Annotated in this window: 14 protein-coding genes, 1 tRNA gene and 1 pseudogene; 2 read left to right on the top strand and 14 right to left on the bottom strand. The window is 54.0% G+C overall.

The genetic code is table 11. The features are described from left to right. Positions 1 to 35: 35 nt before the first annotated feature. The gene (locus AT687_RS04010; RefSeq protein ID WP_014303186.1) at positions 36 to 1,043 is read right to left on the bottom strand and encodes a helix-turn-helix domain-containing protein; all 1,008 of its coding nucleotides are present in this window, start codon (positions 1,041 to 1,043) and stop codon (positions 36 to 38) included. A gap of 641 nt (positions 1,044 to 1,684) precedes the next feature. Between AT687_RS04010 and AT687_RS04005 the strand changes: the two are divergent. Further along, a pseudogene (locus AT687_RS04005) lies at positions 1,685 to 3,065 on the top strand (IS3 family transposase). A 119-nt stretch (positions 3,066 to 3,184) separates the two neighbouring features. Here the strand turns inward: AT687_RS04005 and AT687_RS03995 are convergent. From AT687_RS03995 to AT687_RS03965, 7 genes are all read right to left on the bottom strand, one after another. Beyond that, positions 3,185 to 3,261, bottom strand: a tRNA-Leu gene (locus AT687_RS03995). 86 nt (positions 3,262 to 3,347) lie between these two features. Next, positions 3,348 to 4,298: a Ppx/GppA phosphatase family protein gene (locus AT687_RS03990; protein ID WP_014316580.1), complete on the bottom strand. Its 951-nt coding sequence runs from the start codon at positions 4,296 to 4,298 to the stop codon at positions 3,348 to 3,350. Further along, entirely contained in the window at positions 4,295 to 4,861 is a 567-nt protein-coding gene (locus tag AT687_RS03985; RefSeq protein ID WP_014318873.1) for a DUF501 domain-containing protein, read from the bottom strand. The genes AT687_RS03990 and AT687_RS03985 overlap by 4 nt, the downstream gene beginning before the upstream one ends. Positions 4,862 to 4,901: 40 nt before the next feature. After that, positions 4,902 to 5,435, bottom strand: coding sequence for a septum formation initiator family protein (locus AT687_RS03980; RefSeq protein WP_021334958.1), 534 nt, complete (start codon positions 5,433 to 5,435; stop codon positions 4,902 to 4,904). Positions 5,436 to 5,555: 120 nt separating this feature from the next. Continuing rightward, positions 5,556 to 6,833: a phosphopyruvate hydratase gene (eno, locus tag AT687_RS03975; protein WP_014318871.1), complete on the bottom strand. Its 1,278-nt coding sequence runs from the start codon at positions 6,831 to 6,833 to the stop codon at positions 5,556 to 5,558. A 161-nt stretch (positions 6,834 to 6,994) separates the two neighbouring features. After that, complete coding sequence (locus tag AT687_RS03970) at positions 6,995 to 7,771, bottom strand: lytic transglycosylase domain-containing protein (protein WP_010934667.1); 777 nt, start codon at positions 7,769 to 7,771, stop codon at positions 6,995 to 6,997. Positions 7,772 to 7,782: 11 nt separating this feature from the next. Further along, the gene (locus tag AT687_RS03965) at positions 7,783 to 8,481 is read right to left on the bottom strand and encodes a MazG nucleotide pyrophosphohydrolase domain-containing protein (protein WP_014318870.1); all 699 of its coding nucleotides are present in this window, start codon (positions 8,479 to 8,481) and stop codon (positions 7,783 to 7,785) included. Between the two features lie 98 nt (positions 8,482 to 8,579). Between AT687_RS03965 and AT687_RS03960 the strand changes: the two genes are divergently transcribed. Next, positions 8,580 to 10,076 (top strand): amino acid permease, encoded by a 1,497-nt coding sequence (locus AT687_RS03960; protein WP_014318869.1) that lies wholly within the window; start codon positions 8,580 to 8,582, stop codon positions 10,074 to 10,076. A gap of 10 nt (positions 10,077 to 10,086) precedes the next feature. On the opposite strand, the gene AT687_RS03955 is transcribed toward AT687_RS03960, so the two are convergent. The 6 genes from AT687_RS03955 to AT687_RS03930 form a co-directional block, all read right to left on the bottom strand. After that, entirely contained in the window at positions 10,087 to 10,569 is a 483-nt protein-coding gene (locus tag AT687_RS03955; protein ID WP_014318868.1) for a hypothetical protein, read from the bottom strand. A gap of 2 nt (positions 10,570 to 10,571) precedes the next feature. Further along, a complete protein-coding gene (locus tag AT687_RS03950) occupies positions 10,572 to 10,997 on the bottom strand; it encodes a hypothetical protein (protein WP_014318867.1) in 426 nt (141 codons plus the stop codon). Between the two features lie 56 nt (positions 10,998 to 11,053). Next, entirely contained in the window at positions 11,054 to 14,854 is a 3,801-nt protein-coding gene (mfd, locus tag AT687_RS03945; protein WP_014318866.1) for a transcription-repair coupling factor, read from the bottom strand. A gap of 43 nt (positions 14,855 to 14,897) precedes the next feature. Next, positions 14,898 to 15,545: a TetR/AcrR family transcriptional regulator gene (locus AT687_RS03940; RefSeq protein ID WP_014318865.1), complete on the bottom strand. Its 648-nt coding sequence runs from the start codon at positions 15,543 to 15,545 to the stop codon at positions 14,898 to 14,900. A gap of 272 nt (positions 15,546 to 15,817) precedes the next feature. Further along, entirely contained in the window at positions 15,818 to 17,605 is a 1,788-nt protein-coding gene (locus AT687_RS03935; RefSeq protein WP_003850814.1) for an ABC transporter ATP-binding protein, read from the bottom strand. Continuing rightward, positions 17,606 to 19,171: an ABC transporter transmembrane domain-containing protein gene (locus AT687_RS03930; protein ID WP_014318864.1), complete on the bottom strand. Its 1,566-nt coding sequence runs from the start codon at positions 19,169 to 19,171 to the stop codon at positions 17,606 to 17,608. Between the last annotated feature and the right edge of the window lie 28 nt (positions 19,172 to 19,199).

Genomic DNA, 19,199 nt, shown 5'->3' with positions numbered 1-19,199 from the left:
CCTAGAAAAAGCTATTTTTAAAAATTTTTATGAACTTACACAGAAGGAACCAAAACCTGCTCAGCATCAGCACGTTCCTGTGCACTCAATCGTTGCAATTCCACCGCAGCAAGTGGGTTAACAGAAGCAGCTAGAACATCGCTCAGCGTTAAGTCGTCATGAGCCGCAGCAAGCGGGACGGGCAATGCTACAGAGCCAGCAGAAACGTCGAGACGCGTACTTGTACCAGAGGGAATGGTGACGGTCTCCCCCGCACCCATAAATCGACAATAACCAGGGGTGGTAACGGTCGCCGTTCCACTGTAAATCCATAAGGCAATGTCGTCCGAAGCCCGCGCAAACGTTGTGGTTGCTGGAATCATCGGCGGCTGTTGCTCGCACACAGCATGCATACGCGGCGAGGTAAAAGAAGAAGGAGTATCACCAGTATGACGCTTAAATGCGCGCGTAAGTGACGACGTCGCACTAAAGCCCACCATCTGTGAAACCTGACCGATCCGGAAATCATGAGCCAATAAATCAGCCGCCACAGACACACGCAATGCCGCACGCCATTCACTAAACGTAAAACCAGTCGACGCGACAAACTGACGCTGCAATGTCCTGCTACTAATGTTGTGAAGCTGGGCAAATTCCAACAACGGTGTTTGATCCGCCGGATAAGCAATCAACTTCTGAGCAACCTTCCGTGCTGCCTGCGGTTCAGGAACACGTGGCGGCCGCGCGCGATCGTCGAAAAGCGCTGCAATGCATTCCGATGGGTGCGTCTCACCTAATAGACTGCGCGAAAACTCGAAAATCATTCGCTTCGACCACGCAGTCCCCATATGCAGGCGACGAGTGTGTTCCCCGCCGTCAAAATCAGGAAATGCCATCGGCAAAACCACTCCATGCCCAGTAACAAAGGCACCGTGAGGTGCAAGAACAACATCACCAGCCATCACCTGGACCACCCGATCTGGAGCGTTAATCGTTGCGCTACCCTGATCGCACCACAGCACCACACAGTAACTATTGGTCGTCTTAATTGATGGAAGACTCACGAGCCGAAACCCCTTTGAACATACAAATGGCACCTATACGGTCTGTATAGATGCCATCAAACCAAAGGATGGTTACAAAGGCAAGCCTAAGGTTACTCCTTGCTCGTTGCGCTACGTACGATGTCGAATCGAATTCACCGACTGTGGCAGCGAACGACTCGACCGATAAGTCTGCGAGCTACCCGTAAGTCCCGCGCAAGGCCGCGACGACGACTCGGGAATATATCCCCACGAATTCTCGGAGTAGGGATCAAGCGGCTCTAAGTAGTACGAGGTTTGCATTGCAGCTGGCATTGCCTTTATCTCCTTCACGGCATTGGTTTTATATGTTGCTACCACCCTAAAAACTCCGCCTTGAACCGACCTATCTGTTTCCTGCCAAAAACCTGTGACTTTCTGAGAAACATTAAGCACAATCCGCCAATAATATGACACCGATCATCACCGCCCCCAAGCGACAGCCCCTTCATATGTAGCTAGCGCCAAACCCTGCAACACCTAAAGCAAAAACTGGACGTTAAATCAGCACTAGCGCACTGAACACTAGCAATTTTCGTCTTCGTAGCCGCTTCCCCTTCAAAGCGTGAAAGCTGGGTTAAGGGTCAAAAGGGGATGCGGACGGAATCTTGGAGGATTCCATTATGAACCGTTCCTACACCAACACGCAGAAGCGCACAGCACTGCGGGTCTACAAACGCACACAATCAGTGACTAAAACAGTCCGCGAACTCGGCTACCCAGGCAGATGGACCCTGTATAAATGGCTACGCGAGCCCAAACCCCACCACAACCACGTAAACAAGCCAAAACCCTGACCCACTACCCATACGAAGTCAAACTTCGCGCAGTAGAACTTTTCCACAATGGTTGGCGACCAGCTGATATTGCCCAGGAATGCTGCCTGCACACTCACGCCAGCGTCTATGCTTGGGCGCAACGCTACCGTGAGGAAGGACAATGGGGCTTGATGTCGAAAAAAGAACGCGCAGGCCATGGCCGCATCCCTACTAAAGCAGCACTAGAAAAATCATTGCCGGATAATCCAACACAGTTAAAACAGCAGATGGCCACGCTGCTGGTAGAAAAAGCCGTGTTGGAAAAGGAGCTGGAAATTATAAAAAAAGACGTAAGCGTCATCCCCGGTCAGCTGAGTAATAAGCACAAAACCGACGTGGTTGACGCTTTGCGTAGCACGTTTCCATTAGCAATGCTGCTCGCTGCTAGTGGTCTTGCTGCATCCAGTTTCTATTACCACCTGAAAAAACGACGCATGCCTGATAAGCACGCAGCTATTCGCAGCATGGTGCACCGCATCAGTTCTGATTCACATAATACCTATGGTTATCGCCGTATCTGGTGGCAATTACGACATTTAGGCATAACTATCAGTGAAAAAGTAGTTCGCAGGCTCATGCGCGAAGAAGCAATTACGGTGCGGTTTCCGAAGCGGAAGGTGAAATATTCCAGTTATCAAGGAGAAATTTCTCCGGCTCCGCCGAACCTGGTCAACCGTTGTTTTCATGCCACTGCTGCGAATACGTTGTGGCTGACTGATATTAGTGTTTTCGCTGCGAATGAGGGGCGGGTGTATTTGTCTGTGATTATTGATTGTTTCGATGGCAAAGTCGTTGCTGCTAAGACGAGTGTGAATCCCACTATGGAGTTAGCAGAATCTACGCTGCAGGCCGCTATTGATGCTGAGGGTCTTCCACCGGATGGTTCATTAGTGATTCATTCAGATCGTGGTGTGCATTACCGTGGTCGGAGTTGGCATAGTCTGACTGCGAAATATGGCATCGTTCGTTCGATGTCGAAAAAAAGGGGTGTAGTCCTGACAATGCGGCATGCGAGGGGTTTTTCGGGCGGATGAAAAATGAGATGTATTACGGCAAGAGGTGGCAGACAATCCAAGAGCTTGACGATGCCATTGCTGCTTATATCGAGTTTTATAACAATCATCGCATTAAAGTTAGTCTCAATGGTATGAGTATCGCGCGTTATCGCATGGCTGCGGTAGCGTGAGGTTGAAAGTGTCTAACAAAACGTCCGCATCCCCTTTTTTGACCCTTAACCCTGAAAGCTCAATAAGGTGCTAAACAAAAAGAACTACCTTGTGCTTTTGTAGCACGAGGTAGTTCTAATGGTGCCCCCAGTGGGACTCGAACCCACACTGAATCGATTTTAAGTCGATTGCCTCTGCCGATTGGGCTATGGGGGCAACACCACAACACTTTACTAGCTAACCCCACTGGGAGGAAATGCAGTGAGGTTAGTCCAGTTCAGAGCCGAAAAAAATTCCCCCCGTTATTCTTCAAGTAAACGAGCAACTATTCCATCAAGGATGTCTTTTTCCGAAATGGTCACGGAATCAGACACACCGAGCCGCTGCATCATCGCAAGGATCTGTTCGATTACAACACTGCCCCCTGCAATGACGTCTGCACGACCTAGGTGCATCACGGAATGCGCTGCGCGCTGCTGTGATGTCTCCCCTATCAAACGCTGAGTTTCCCCACGGAGACGGTCGGCGGTGTGCACCGAACCATGAATTCGCTGCGGGTCATAGGAATCAAGGCCCAAAGCGAGCGCAGCGACAGTGGTAAACGTTCCGGCGCAGCCCACCACCATCGAGGCCTGCATAATCGGCACATTGTCGAGCGCAACAGTCAGCTGCGTATCGACGTACTCCCGTGCTTGAGCGATCTCTTCCGCAGTCGGTGGATCGGATACCATAAGGCGTTCCGTGAGGCGTACACATCCCATTTGAGTGGAATACGCTCCTAGGATCTCACCGGTTTTCTTTCCCACTACAAATTCGGTTGATCCACCACCTAGGTCGATAACACATACGGGCCGATCTGTATCAGGAATGTCAGCTACTGCGCCGATAAAAGACAACTCGGCTTCTTCTGCACCTGAGATCACTTCTGCACATGCCCCTGGTACGACCGCGCCTAGGAGATCAGCAGTCATGGCAAAGAAATCATCCTTGTTGGAGGCATCACGAGTCGCTGATGTTGCCACCATGCGTACAGCTGTCACCTTGTGAGCCAGCATGGTATCCACATAGCCAGACAAGGCGACGCGGGCGCGTTCGATGGCTGCGGGATCGATTTTCCCCGTTGCATCGACGCCTTCTCCTAGACGAATGATCGTCATTTGACGGGTGATCTCACGCAGTCCGGTAGGCGTTTGCTCGCTAATCAGCAAACGTATGGAGTTGGTGCCGCAATCAACGGCAGCTACCACGCTCACTTGGAGGCGCCTGGAACGTCTGCGTGGCTGAAGTCGAATTGGTCAAGGCTTATGCCCAATGATTCAACAGTCGGCCAGTCTTGTGGGATCGCGGTGCCACGCAAACCTCCGTGATCGGCAGCCAAAGCTACAGCCTCGGTACCGAGACGGAAGTGGTCGGGACCTTCTGCCAATGCATAGGCGATCAACACGTGCAGGCATTTGACGCGATCTGGCATACCACCACCGGAGAAGTCGGTGCCAAGATCTTCGATAGCGTTACGCTTGGCTAGGAAGTACTCATGCGCACGCTCGTAGTCTTTGCGAAGCTCCTCATCGCTGTGCAGGCGATCCGTCATCCACTTCATTACATGTGCAACTTCAAGGCGTGACGCCTCAGCAGTCAGACGTGGCTCCGTGAGGTAGTAGAGGGTTGGGAACGGGGTGCCGTCGTCAAGCTTGGGGGTTGTCATCACCACACCAGGTACACCATCTGGGGTGTGGTAGGACACCTCGATAACTCCGCGGGGCTTGCGGCCTAGCTGCTCGGCAACAATGGCAAGATCAGATTCAGAAGCACTCATGCGGGCTATTGTCTCATGAAGCCCGCGCGTTTACCGATTCTTAGGGTTGCTCACTAGGAGGGTCTGCTGGAATCAATGGCAAATTCATCTGCGGTTGATCGCCTTGCTGCTCAGCTTCTTCAGCGGGCTCAACGATGGTCACGGAGTCCCACAGCTTTTCGTACCACGGATTTTTGGCCTTGGTTTCTTCTTTGGTGCTCACGTGCGAGCCTTGGTTTTCCAGCTCGGGAGTCATGACTCGATAGGCCTTTTCGCCAGGGGCGATAACTCCTAGGCGCTTACGTGCTTGTTCTTTAACGTAGGCTTCGGAATCATATTTTTCTAGCTCAGCGAGTAGGCGCTCTTTTTCAATCTGTTTTTCGGCGATCGACGCCTTCAACCGAGCAGTCTCAGCTTTTTGATCCATGTAGGTGTTCAGCGGGCGCAGGATAGCAACACATAGCACGATCACAATCGTGCCGTAGATAACCAACCAGCGGCCATCAACTTTCATGCTGGGGCGTGAAAGCTTGAGTCCGCGCGGTTTCTCTTCGCGGTTGACCACGGGAACCGCTCGTCGCTTTGTAAACACCATAGGTCACCTAGTTTAGCGCTGTTGTCAATCAAGGGTGGTGAAGAAAATTTCAGTCCCCACGGAGATAAAAATATCTTCGTGGGGACTGAAGTGTGTTTCGGGGTTAATTACGAGTTGTTATTAGCCTTGGAAACGTGGGAATGCTGAACGGCCTGCGTAGACTGCTGCATCGTCAAGCTGCTGCTCGATGCGCAGAAGCTGGTTGTACTTGGCAACGCGCTCGGAACGAGCTGGTGCACCGGTCTTGATCTGGCCACAGCCCAATGCGACTGCAAGGTCAGCAATGGTGGTGTCCTCGGTCTCGCCGGAGCGGTGGGACATCATGGTGCGGTAGCCGTTGCGGTGTGCGAGATCAACAGCGTCGAAGGTCTCGGTCAGGGTACCGATCTGGTTGACCTTAACCAGCAAGGCGTTGGCTGCCTTCTTCTCGATGCCTTCCTTGAGGCGTGCTGGGTTGGTGACGAAGAAGTCGTCGCCGACGATCTGGACCTTGTCGCCGATTGCGGCGGTCAGGGCGGTGTAGCCCTCCCAGTCGTCTTCCTGCAGTGGGTCCTCGATGGAAACAATTGGGTACTCAGCGATGAGCTGCTCGTAGACCTTTGCCATCTCCTCAGCGGTGTGCTCGCCGCCCTCGAAGTGGTACTTGCCATCCTTGTAGAACTCGGAGGAAGCAACGTCGAGTGCAAGTGCGACGTCAGCACCTGGCTTGAAGCCAGCCTTCTCAATTGCCTCAACGATGAGGTCGAGAGCTGCCTTGGTGGACTCAACAGAAGGTGCGAAACCACCCTCGTCGCCGAGGCCGGTGGAAAGTCCCTTGGACTTAATCACGGACTTCAAGGAGTGGTAGACCTCTGCACCCATGCGCAGAGCCTCGGAGAAGGACTCGGCACCGATAGGAGCAATCATGAACTCCTGAACATCAACGCCGGAGTCAGCGTGTGCGCCACCGTTCACGATGTTCATCATAGGAACTGGCAGAACGTGAGCGTTAGGGCCGCCGATGTAGCGGTACAAAGGCAGGCCAGCAGACTCTGCGGCAGCCTTAGCTACGGCGATGGATACACCCAAGATAGCGTTTGCGCCGAGGCGAGACTTGTTCTCGGTGCCGTCGAGAGCAATCATGGCCTGATCGATCAGGCGCTGATCGTCGGCTTCTGCACCAGCGATTGCGTCAGCGATTTCCTCGTTCACGTTGTTAACTGCATTGAGGACGCCCTTGCCGAGGTAGCGCTCGCCACCGTCGCGAAGCTCGTGAGCCTCGTGAACACCGGTGGACGCACCGGAAGGAACGCCCGCAACGCCGTGGGATCCGTCATCCAAGAAAACTTCGGCTTCAACGGTTGGGTTACCGCGGGAGTCCAAGATTTCACGAGCAAATACGTGCATAATGTCAGCCACTGTGTGTCTCCTATTGACGTTGTGTGGATGCAAGATTATTCATCCATTGCAAGTTACACACGCTAAAAATGTTGAACAAACAAAAACTACTTTGTCCGTTTTTAGCGTCCTTCAACAATTATGCCAACAAATCGGACACTTTGGAACGCTGTGAGAGTGAGTTATTGCACAGCTGGCTGTCGCAGGGCGTAAGAAGCGGCCGCATTTCGAACCTTAACGAGGTAGTCATTGGACATGTTGTAGGAATAAATAGCATTCGTCCAACCGTCCGCAGTTGCTAAGTCTCTTCCGTCACATAGGAGGTTCGCCGCAGCTAGAGCGGCATCATCGATGTTGTTGGGGTCAGCTACCCCGTCACCATTAGCGTCGCGCCCGTAGCGTTTCCACGATTCAGGGATAAATTGCATCGGCCCTACCGCACGATCGAATTGAGGATCCCCGTCAAGCTCCCCCGAATCGGTATCTTTTACCTCCGCGAACCCAGGTGACCCGTCGAGCGGCACACCAATGATCGGCGGAAGCACGTTGCCGTCGGCGTCAATACTGCGGCTATCAAAAAGGTGGCCTGAGTATGTTCCGTGACGAGTTTCCACAAAACCAAGCCCGGCCAATGTTCCCCAACTGAGGTGACATTCGGGCCACGATTGGGCAGCAACTAACTCCGCGTTGCCATAGGCACGTATCGCCGCCGAGCTTATCGACGTCTCCTCTGCAATCGGATCAGCCCAAAACGCCAACTTATCTGAGGTGCGTCCCGGTGCGTTGATGTCGATCTGCGGAACGGCTTCAGCGCGTGCCGGCGGCACATCCGTGGGGACATCTTCTAATTGCCGTATCGGAGATACCCCACTCATGATGGATAGGGTCCACCCGACGATGGCAATGACCATAATGACTGCCAGCACTACTCCTAGCGCGCACCCTGCGGCTTTTCTCAACCCAAGACTCCCTAGTTTGTTTGAGCGTGTGCAGATCGGTGTTTTCCGGCTTCCCAGAGACGTTCTTGTTCTTCTATGGGTACTACTCCGTCGGAGCCGTCGAAAAGATAGGGCGAGCGTTGTTGCATTTTGGTCACAAAGCTTGCGGCTACATCGTCGAGGTTAAATTCGCCATGTCGTGCACCGATTTCGGCGTGAAAGAGCACTTGGAGTAGTACGTCGCCAAGCTCGGAAACAATGTGGTCGGTGGTTCCGTGGGCAACAGCTTGCGCGAATTCTTCGGTTTCTTCGTCGAGATATTCCAGAAGAGATTCGTGGGTTTGGGTTTGTTCCCATTCCCCACGGGCTACTGCTCGGCGCATCACGTCACGTGCTTGACCTAGGGCGTCGTGCCGGCTGGGAACTTCAATAACGCTTGCTCCATTGTTGATGGCTTCGATCACTTGTGGATCCAACTCATTGGTGCTTACAAGCAGGTCATCGGTTGCGAAACGCACAATGTCGTCGAGGTTCCAGCGAACTTTTACGGGTACCTCGTCGGTGAATCGTAGCTGTCCTTCGAGCTTGCCTACCAAATTAAAGGGGATCATGGATGGCCAACGGGCGTCGAGAAGCAGAACGGTCATGACTGACATAGTAATCATAGAGGCTTTGATAGCGGGTACCCGCTCCGGTGCTGGGCGTTCGTGGCGATATTGATTCTGCGGCAATTTCTTGTAACCTTTAGCTTTACTTAACCGCGTTTAGAATTACTTCATTTATCTGTATAGAGGTGCACATGGCTGCCGTTCCTAAGGGGACAGAATCGATGACCACCCCGGCCACCATCGTCGAAGCAACTTCTGCCAAAAGCCATAGCGTCCGCATCTGGACACTCATTGGGCTCATCATCGGCTCTACCGTTGGCTCCGGAATCTTCTCCCTGCCCCAAAACATCGCCTCCGTAGCCGCCCCAGGCGCCATGTTTATCGGCTGGCTGATCGCGGGAATCGGCATGCTCGCCGTCGCCTTCGTCTTCCAAATCTTGGCACACCGTAAGCCACACCTCGATTCCGGCGTCTACTCCTACGTGCGTGCAGGACTCGGTGACTACATCGGATTTACCTCTGGTTGGGGTTACTGGCTCGGCAGCGTAATTGCACAGGTCGGCTACGCCACCCTGTTTTTCTCCACGCTTGGCCACTACGTTCCGCTTTTTAACAGCGACAACCGCGTAGCCTCCGTCATCGGCGTCTCCCTTCTTACATGGGTAATTTTTGGCATTTTGTCCATGGGCGTCAAACAAGCGGCCTTCATGAATGCCGTCACCACAGTCGCTAAGCTCCTCCCCATTTTTGCCTTCATCATCCTCGTCGCCTTCCTAGGCTTTAGCTGGGACAAACTTACTCTCGACTTCTGGGGCGAATCCACTGGCAGCAGCGTATTCGAACAGATCCAAGGCATTATGCTGTTCACCGTCTGGGTCTTCATCGGCGTCGAGGGCGCATCGGTCTACTCCAAGCAAGCCCGCACGCGTCGCGACGTCGGCCGCGCCACCGTCATCGGCTTTTTCACCGTGCTGGTACTCCTCGTCTCGGTTTCCACCCTCTCCTACGGAGTGCTCACACAAGCCGAACTAGCAGCCCTTCCCGATAACTCCATGGCCAATGTCCTCGAGGCTGTTATCGGCCCATGGGGAGCAGCACTAGTATCCATCGGCCTATGCTTGAGCGTGCTGGGCGCCTATGTGTCATGGCAGATGTTGTGCGCAGAGCCTGTTGCCATGATGGCTTTCGACGGCCTTTTGCCCCGCAAACTCGGCACCATTAATGCCACAGGCTCCCCTGTTATCGCACAGCTGATTTCCACCATTGTGATCCAACTATGGGTCTTCGTGTTCTTCCTCAACGAAACGACCTATATCTCCATGGTGCAATTAGCAACAGTTCTCTACCTGCTGCCCTATGTGTTCTCCTCGCTCTACCTCATTTTGTTGGCTACCCGCGGCAAAGGAATCTCTCACCCTGCCGCAGGCACGCGTTTCGACGACTCCGGCCCCGACGTCAGCGCAGCCGACAACCGCCGACACCTCTTTGTCGGTGCAGTCGCATTCATTTACTCCCTGTGGCTGTTTTACGCAGCCGACTTGAAATACGTGCTCTTCGGCGCGCTCGCAGTTCTGCCAGGATTGATCCCCTACGTGTGGACTCGCCTGTACACAAAAGAACGAGTGTTCAACGCCTTCGAATGGTTTGTTGTTGCACTCATTATCATCGCAGCAGGCTTTGGTCTTTCGGGGATCATGACAGGATCAATGTCGCTATAACCCCGACGCCTTAATCCCAAGGGCTTTGGCCAACATCAAAGCCCTCAATATAGCCACGAATCGCCTCAGTTACCGCGTTGACTCCAAAAACAACTTCAGCCGTGAGCTGTTCTTTAGTCAGTGCGAAGGGGCTACCCAAAATGCGATAGTCGGCGTGCACAATCGTGGCGTTGTTCCCGTCGATAGGCTGCGTGGTTGTAAACATCACGGGCCCTATGCAGTTGACGTTAAATGCAGTAACCCAACGATCGGCGTCACAGGGGGAATCGTCGATACGCGCATCGGCGGTTGTGAGCACACTAAGCACCACACAATTGTCAGAATCGGCAATAATGACCGAGATTCCATCGACATCCGTAGTGGCAAAACCAGCATCGTCGATATGTACGTCACCGCCCTTGGCACGGATCGCAGATACTACCGCCTCGCAGGTTACAGGGTAGAGCTGCGGCCCTGCGGTTGGGCGTTCTTTTTTGTTAAAAAACCACGCCATTGTTATTGCTCCTGTTCTAAGTCCGCACCAGTAGTCACCATGAGCGCTGCGTCAAAGCAGTGGAAGGCGAGCTGGAAGTAGGCATCAAGAATTTGGCATAGCTGCGTGTCAGACAGCGGATGCGATTGATGAAGGTGCAGCCGAAACTCCAATGTTTTGGTGCCATCGCCCATCACGACGGGGATGAGTTTCCCCACGGGGACACGAGCGTTAGTGGAGTTTATGAGCTCTTCGATTTCTTGCTGCTTGTGGTCGGGAATAATCCCGTACCAGTTTGTGCGGGCGGTAACTAGGGTGTCGTCGATAATGAAGACGGTTTCTCCGGAGGGGAATCCAGCACCGACGAGGCCATCGTCGTCGATGGCGGAATCAATATCGAGCTTGTTGAGTATCGCTTGCAGCGATTCGCGGGTGATGTAGGTGTCCACACCACCCAGTGTGTTCTACATAACACTGGGTGTCAATGGAGGGGGTAGCTCAACGATTAACGCATACGGTATTTCCTACGTCGCGCTTCTCTACGATCTTCGTAGTCCTCATCGTCATTTCGCGCTTGTCTGCGCGCCGCTGCCCGTTGCGCTACGCGCTCCGCACGCGCCGCAGCAGGGCTCATGGGCTGCGCCACCGAGATCACTTTATCCGGCAGCTTCTCCCCTGTCACAGATACACGATCGTGTTCAAACATCTCCGCTATAAAGTCAGCAACCCACTGCAATAGTTCAACATCGCGAAGCTGTTTGTCCGTTACCTTCGCGCCTTCTTTAGGAAATGGCACCTGGATGGCCTTAGCAGCAGCGCGATATGTAGCAGACGGTGCCAGACGCTTGAGACGCACCTGCTTAGAATCAGTCAATTCCACTGGGTGCAGCTTGATGCGTGTGCCCTGCACACCAATATCGCTTAGCCCTGTCGCGCGTGCTAAGTGACGCAGGCGCGACACCGCCAGCAGCCGCCTTACCTCGTGGGGAACGGGACCGAAGCGGTCTTTCATTTCCTCAACCACAAGCGCCAAGTCCTTATCATTGGCCGAGGCGGCAAGTTTACGATAGACCTCAAGGCGCAATCGTTCTGAGTTGATGTAGTCCTCGGGGATGTGGGCGTCGACAGGCAAATCGATGCGGATCTCCTTCGGCCCCTGCTCCGTGGCATCGGCAACCTTGCCATCTGCTAGCGCACGGTATGCCTCGACCGCTTCTCCCACCAAACGAACATACAGGTCAAAGCCCACTCCGGCGATATGACCAGACTGTTGCGCGCCCAACACATTGCCGGCACCGCGCATTTCCAAGTCTTTCATGGCCACCGCCATACCAGCACCAAGATCGTTGTTTTGCGCGATCGTAGCAAGACGGTCATAGGAGTTTTCCGTCAACGTGGCACCCTTGGGATACAAGAAGTAAGCGTAACCCCGCTCGCGGGAACGCCCTACGCGCCCACGCAACTGGTGCAGCTGCGACAGACCCATGTGGTGAGCATTTTCCACGATAAGCGTGTTGGCGTTCGCGATGTCGAGACCGGTTTCAACAATCGTGGTACAGACCAGAACATCGTATTCACGATCCCAGAATCCCTGAACAGTTTGCTCTAGTAACTCTTCGCTCATTTGCCCATGCGCCACCACAATGCGTGCTTCCGATACGAGTTCACGCAGTTCCCGAGCCTTTTTCTCGATGTCAGAGACTTTGTTATGCACATAGAAAACTTGGCCATCACGAAGCAGCTCACGCCTAATGGCTGCCGCTACTTGTTTATCTTCTTGGGCGCCCACGTAGGTCAAAATTGGGTGTCGATCTTCTGGCGGGGTCAAAATGGTCGACATCTCACGGATACCCGCCATCGACATCTCCAAAGTGCGCGGGATCGGAGTTGCCGACATCGTGAGCACGTCCACATGGGTACGCAATGCTTTGATGTGTTCCTTGTGTTCAACACCAAAACGCTGCTCCTCGTCCACGATGACAAGGCCCAGATTTTTCCACTGCACACCTGTTTGCAGCAGGCGGTGCGTACCGATCACAATGTCAACGGAGCCGTCGGCAAGCCCTTTAAGGATCTCCTTTGATTCACTAGGAGAGGTAAAACGGCTCAGCCCCTTGATCGTCACGGGGAATCCTGCCATGCGTTCTTCAAAGGTGCTCAAATGCTGTTGGGCCAGCAAGGTTGTAGGAACAAGCACCACGACTTGACGACCATCTTGTACCGCCTTGAATGCCGCACGCACAGCAACTTCGGTTTTGCCATAACCTACGTCACCGACCACCACGCGGTCCATTGGCGAAGGCTTCTCCATGTCCGCTTTCACCGCGTCAATAGCAAGCATCTGATCTTCGGTTTCCACATAGGGGAAGTTATCTTCCATCTCGTGCTGCCACGGGGAATCAGGTGCAAACGCATGCCCCGGCGCGGATTGCCGCTTGGCATACAGCTCGACTAGTTCACCAGCGATTTCTCGCACCGCTGCGCGAGCTTTCCTTTTGGTGTTCTTCCAGTCCGAGCCACCCATTTTAGAAAGGGTAGGTTTTTCACCGCCGACATATTTACTCAGCATGTCGAGGGAATCCATAGGCACATACAGTTGATCTGCTGGCTGCCCGCGTTTCGACGCCGCGTATTCCAACACGATGTATTCGCGCCGCGAAGTCTCATCACCGGACTGAATCACACGCTCGGTCATCTTGAGGAACCGACCGATGCCATGGGTTTCATGGACCACATAGTCGCCGGTTTTCAAAGCAAGCGGGTCCACACGGTGGCGGCGCTTGGCTGGGCGACGCTTCGCACCAGCAATGTCACCAACTCGGTTACCGGTAAGGTCAGTTTCTGTGATCACCACCAGCGGCAATGCAGGCTTCCCAGGTTGCTTTCGTACCTTGGGAAATACCAAACCTGCATGGCTCATCGCCTGATACAGTGTCACTTCACCCAAGGTTGGCTGCCAGCCAGGTGTTGCCACCTTCGTGGGGATTCCTTGTTCCTTAAAGCGTTCCACCATGCGCTTAATAGCGCCTTGAGCAGGAGCAATAAAGGCTGCCGCACCGCCGTCGCGCGTATGTGCAAGTAGCAGAGCCATCATCTGATCGATCTGTTCGAGATCGCCACGCGGCGTAGGTCCCGGCTCAAATTCCAACGGGAGGGTGTCGCCGTCTGAGGTTTCAAACATGCCAGGTGGCGCAAAAGTCCACCATGGCATGGTGTGCTTCTGTGCTGTCTTTTCCAGCGATTCATAGGAGCGATACGAGCTGGCATCAAGATCGAGGCCACGCGTTGCCACGGGAGCATCAGCGCCCATAGCAGCAGCCTCCCAACCAGCCGCCAAAAACTCGGCATCCGTAGCTTGAAGATCTGCTACACGAGTACGAATCTTTTCGGGACCGACCACCACAATATGGGTGTTTTCGGGCATAAGCTCAGCAAGGGTAACCATGGGTTGATCAACCAACGCTGGGATCAAGGCCTCCATGCCATCTGACGGGATAGAGTCAGAAATTTTAGCCAGTAGCTCCTGCAACGTTGGGTTTCCTTGAAACTTCACAGCGAGCTCAGCTGCACGTTGCGCAATTTCTTGGGTAATAGGCAGTTCTCTCGCTGGGAAAACCTCTACCCGCGACACATCCGAATCAGGAATCGCACGCTGATCAGCAACCTGGAATCCACGGATTTCTGAAACCTCATCGCCCCAAAATTCCACGCGTACTGGATGCTGAGCCGTTGTGGGAAACACATCCAAAATGCCGCCGCGCGTCGCAAATTCACCACGCTTAGCCACCAAATCCACATGGTGATAAGCCCGAAACACCAACTGCTGTGTTGCTTCTTCCAAACTGCATTCGGAATCAACTTCCAACACCAAAGGATCTCGACCAGCAACCTGTGAAACAATCGGCTGGCTGAAGCCACGCGCAGCCGTCACCACCACTGAATAGTCTGCAATATGCGACAAGATACGTGCTCGCTGACCAGCAATATCAGCACCTGGGCTCAAGCGTTCATGCGGCAACGTCTCCCATGCCGGAAACCACGTCACCTTTTCCCCCAACATGGCACGCAGCTCAGCAGATAAGTCCTCTGCCTCACGCCCCGTAGCCGTCACCACAAGCACTGGGGCGCGGTGTGCCAACGCAGCAATCGCCCACGGCCGTGCCTGATCGATGCCTGTGATATGCAGATGGGGTTCGCCTACATGCTGAAGCAGTCCCTTGATTTTTGGATCGGTGGCAGCAACTTTGAGCAAACCAGCAAGCATTGGTGGTTGTGCCGCAGGCACGGATTTATCAGGCACGAACATGCCCTCCCTTCGTGAGGAAACGATTCAGTGAGTCTAGCGAGTATTAGTGGGCGCCCAACGTCTCTGGAGGACTATCAATGTTAGACAACTGCGGGTTTGCTTCCATTCCGGCAAGCCCGTTCCAGCACAGATTTACGATGTGAGCAGCGACCTGCTCTTTCGTCGCCGCATTGGGTTCTTTACGACGGTCCAACCACCACTGCGCAGTCATAGAAACCATGCCCACCAGCGCTTGGGCATACAACGTCGCATTCTTCGGATTTAATCCAGAACGCTCAAATGCTTGACCGAGGATATGAGAAACCTGCTCGACTGCGTCGTTAAGCAAGGTGGAATAGCTATGATCTTGACCTGCTTTCATGTCCCGCACCAAGATCTGAAACGCATCCGTTTCTTCCTCAACATACGTCAACAACGCGACCACCGCTTGCTCAATGCGAGCACGTGAACGCCCCGTCTGCATGGAATCGGTGATGACCGATTGGAGTTTCACCATCTCACGATCCACAATCACGGCATATAAACCCTCTTTGCCGCCAAAGTGCTCGTACACCACAGGCTTGGATACCCCAGCGCGAGCTGCGATTTCCTCCATGCTTGCACCATCAAAACCACGCTCAGCAAATACCTCGCGACCAATCGCGATCAATTGCTCACGGCGCTGAATGCCACTCATCCGCTGTCGAACCATAATTATTCAGCCTACCTCCTAGAGGAGCACGGACACTGCAGACCTATGCGCCATGCAAAAATCCCACCGAATCTACACGATTCGATGGGATCGAAATGCTTCCCCACCAGGACTCGAACCTAGAATGACGGTACCAAAAACCGTAGTGTTGCCGATTACACCATGGGGAAAGGTAGTATCCAGGAGTGCTGACTACTTCCGGAAAGGTATCCTACATACTTTTTGTTCTCATGGGAAATCTGCCCCACTAACAGCAAAATTACGCCCATCTCCTATTGCCATTTTTTAAACAGCTCTGCATAACGGCCCCCAGCCTCTAGAAGGAAGTCGTGTGTGCCGTCCTCCACAATCTCACCGTTATCCATCACGATGATGCGATCAGCCAACTGTGCTTGGTCCAACCGGTGAGCAACGATCAGCGAGGTACGCCCTCGGGCGACCGCTGTTGCTGCGGCTTCAAGCTGCCGTGCATTTTCGCTGCCTGCTTCGGCGGTAGCTTCATCCATGATGAGCACCGGAGGTTGCAACAAAATGATGCGGGCCAGACTAATCTGTTGTTGGATTTCAGGTGCAAGCTCTGCAGCTCCTGCGCCGACCATGGTGTCGAGGCCATGTGGGAGCCAGCGTTGCCACATGGCTGATTGCGGATGCAATCCGACTTCGGCGAGAGCATCGAGGATGTCTGCATCACTTGCTTCGGGTTTGGCCATCGAGAGGTCGTCGCGAAGCGTACCGGCGAAGATATGTACTTCTTGACTAATAAGTGCCACGTGTCGCGAGGTCCAGGCGTCGTCGATAGTGTCGGTTGCGTGATCGCCGATATAGACGTGCCCACTAGTGGGACGCTGAAGCCCTGCGATAATTCCAGCTAGTGTGGATTTTCCGGCACCAGATGCCCCAACGAGTGCCGTGGTCGTTCCGGCAGCCAAGGTGAGGTTGATGGAATTAAACACGGTCGCACCACTGGGGTATGCAAAGGTGAGATCACGAACGCTTACCGTCGGCGGGGTGCGAAGATCCGCTGGGGTGGGTTTGGTGTGTTGTTGGTTCAAGGTAGCAAGGCGGACCGCACGACCGAGGCTGGTCAAAGCGTTTTGAATGTCACCGGAGAAAAACATCACGTTAAACACGTGCATTTCCATGCGTGACACCAATGTGATGGCCGCGGTTGCTTGACCAAAGGTGATGTGGCCATTGTGGGTTAGCCACGTTGCGATGCAAAAGCACACCACCACAATCGAGGTATAGGCGATAGTGCCGTGTCGTAGCAATCGTGTTACTAGCGGCATGCGGTCAGCAGCTTTGATTACTGTTTGCCACGAGGTGTGTTCTAAACGCCGTGTAGCCCAGTCGCGTAGTCCCAACGCACGCAGCGTGGGGAGCCCTTTGATGGTGTCTAAAAGCAAGTTGTTGCGTTGCGCCTCAGCATCAGAAAAGCTGTTGGTTGCTGTAGGAAGAAGCGCGAGGTTTGCTTTGGCGAAGGGGTAGATCGCCAGCATGACAACGATGAATGCCACCACAAAGCCCCAGTGGATGAGCCCTAACGCCACAAACGTAAAAGGGAACATAAGGCAGGTGATAATAAGGCGCACGCCGATCATATTTGCGATACGCACTGCCTCGTCAATGTCTTTGGTCAACCGAGTAATCACGTTTCCGGTTCCCAGCGCGACAATGTCGGGGATAGGCGCGCGCAGAGCCGATACCAAGCATGAGCGACGAACATCTACGCTCAACAGTCGGGCTCGCGAGCTCACGATATATTGGCCATAAGCACGACCGACCGTATCGAGGAACAATCCCGTAGCGATAACGACTATCATCAGCCAAAAGGCGCGCTGCCCTGTTCCGAATGGGAAACGTTCAATCCCATTGATGATGTCGACAAGCGCACCGATAGCAGACGACGTCACCACCATGGCCGTTAGCGCTACCGCAAAATTACCTATAAGCAACGCCCACCATGTCAACCTCGGACGAGACGGCAAGGTAGCCAAAAAGGCACCGATTTCGCGTATCGACGCCGGCTGCAGCAGCGCAGACTCAGTACCCGTAGCCATTTATGCCAGCTCCTTATCATCAATAACCGTGTCAGCCACCGCTGCCCACGCCCGCGAAGTCGTAATCACAATCGTGGTCTTTCCTTGACGAAACTCCTTCACATGTGCCGTCACGCGATCAAGAGTCACAGCATCGAGCCCCGTTGTGGGCTCATCCAGAATCAAAATCTCTGGATTCATCCCCAATACCCGCGCTAGGGCGACACGTTGGCGTTGGCCGCCAGACAAGTTGAGGCCGGATTCTCCGATAAGGGCACTCGGCACTCCCCCGTGGGGAACGCCACCAAGGCGTTTCACTACATCGGTACTACAACTAGCCTCAATCACCTGCTCTATTTCTTCAGACGAAAGCTGCTGTAACGGATCGATGTTGTCGGTAAGCGTGCCTTGGAAAACACTGACAGCGTGCGGTGCAGCAATAGCTCCACGGTGCTGGACGAGGTGTTCCGTAAGTTCGTGCACTGTTTCTCGTGCACGAGGAGTCGTAGGCGCCCAAACTGTGAGTCCAGAGTCAACGTGGATACTGCGCTGTGCTTCCCCGTGGCGAGGTTGGGCCAGTTGCTCCGACAGCTTGTTAATACGACGTCCGCTGGCAACCGCGCGTGCCCAGAAGTCGGTAAGAAATCCCAACGAATATCCCGTAATCGAAAGTGCTGGAACGGCAAGCAGCGTTACTGTGAGGAACTGTCCCGAAGAAATGTCCCCATGCATCGTGAGCCATCCGCCGTAGGACAGCACCGCGAGAGTAAAAATCATCGGGATCATTTGGCGAATCAAGGTGGTAATGGAAGACACCTTCGCGTCTTGAAGCATGACCGCCAACGCGGCCGCAGTGGCAGCGTCGAAACGCTGTTCACTAGCATCGACCGCGCCCAGACCTCGAACCACGCGCCCACCTTGGGCTAAATCTGTAGCCAACGACACCGACTCGGACTCCATATTGCGCCGCTGACCAGAAACTTTTGTAATCGCCTTACCCGTGAAATAAGACACTGCCGCCGTGGCCACGCCACCTCCTAGCACGGCCGCGCCCAGTGGAAGCGAAAACTGCGCAATGGCCACCACGGTGCCCAAAAGATAGGCAAACATGGCCACGGGAAAACTGAAATTCTGCTTCACGCTGACCAACTGTTGGACATCCTCGTCCACGGTATTTAACAGCTGACCTGGGGTGAGATCGCTCGGATGAGAGGTAGAAAGACGTCGCACCAGCGCGAAACGCACATGGTGAACACCGCGCTGAATAGCGATCTCAGTCACTGCATCAGCGGTGGACTGACACAGGTACACCATCCATAAAAATGCTGCGACACCAGCCATCGGAGCTAGAGCGTCGGCAAGCGTTCCACTGCCTAGCGTGCCGTCAACCGCGCGGCCTATCACCGCCGACACTCCCACCGACGCCAGCGATGAAGCGATCATCACTGCAACCGTGTAGATACTCACCCACGGGTACATCCACAATATTGACCATGCTGCCTTCGGCCCCGAACCCCATCCACGAGGTGGCAAACAGTCACGACTAACCGAGGGAGTGGCCGGCGCAAGCCACGACCACGTCACCATGCGTGGAGGAACCTGATTCGGCCGAGTA

Origin of the sequence: Corynebacterium diphtheriae, from assembly GCF_001457455.1 — a bacterium.
Taxonomy (GTDB): domain Bacteria; phylum Actinomycetota; class Actinomycetes; order Mycobacteriales; family Mycobacteriaceae; genus Corynebacterium; species Corynebacterium diphtheriae.
This window is presented reverse-complemented; position numbering and strand designations above follow the sequence as displayed.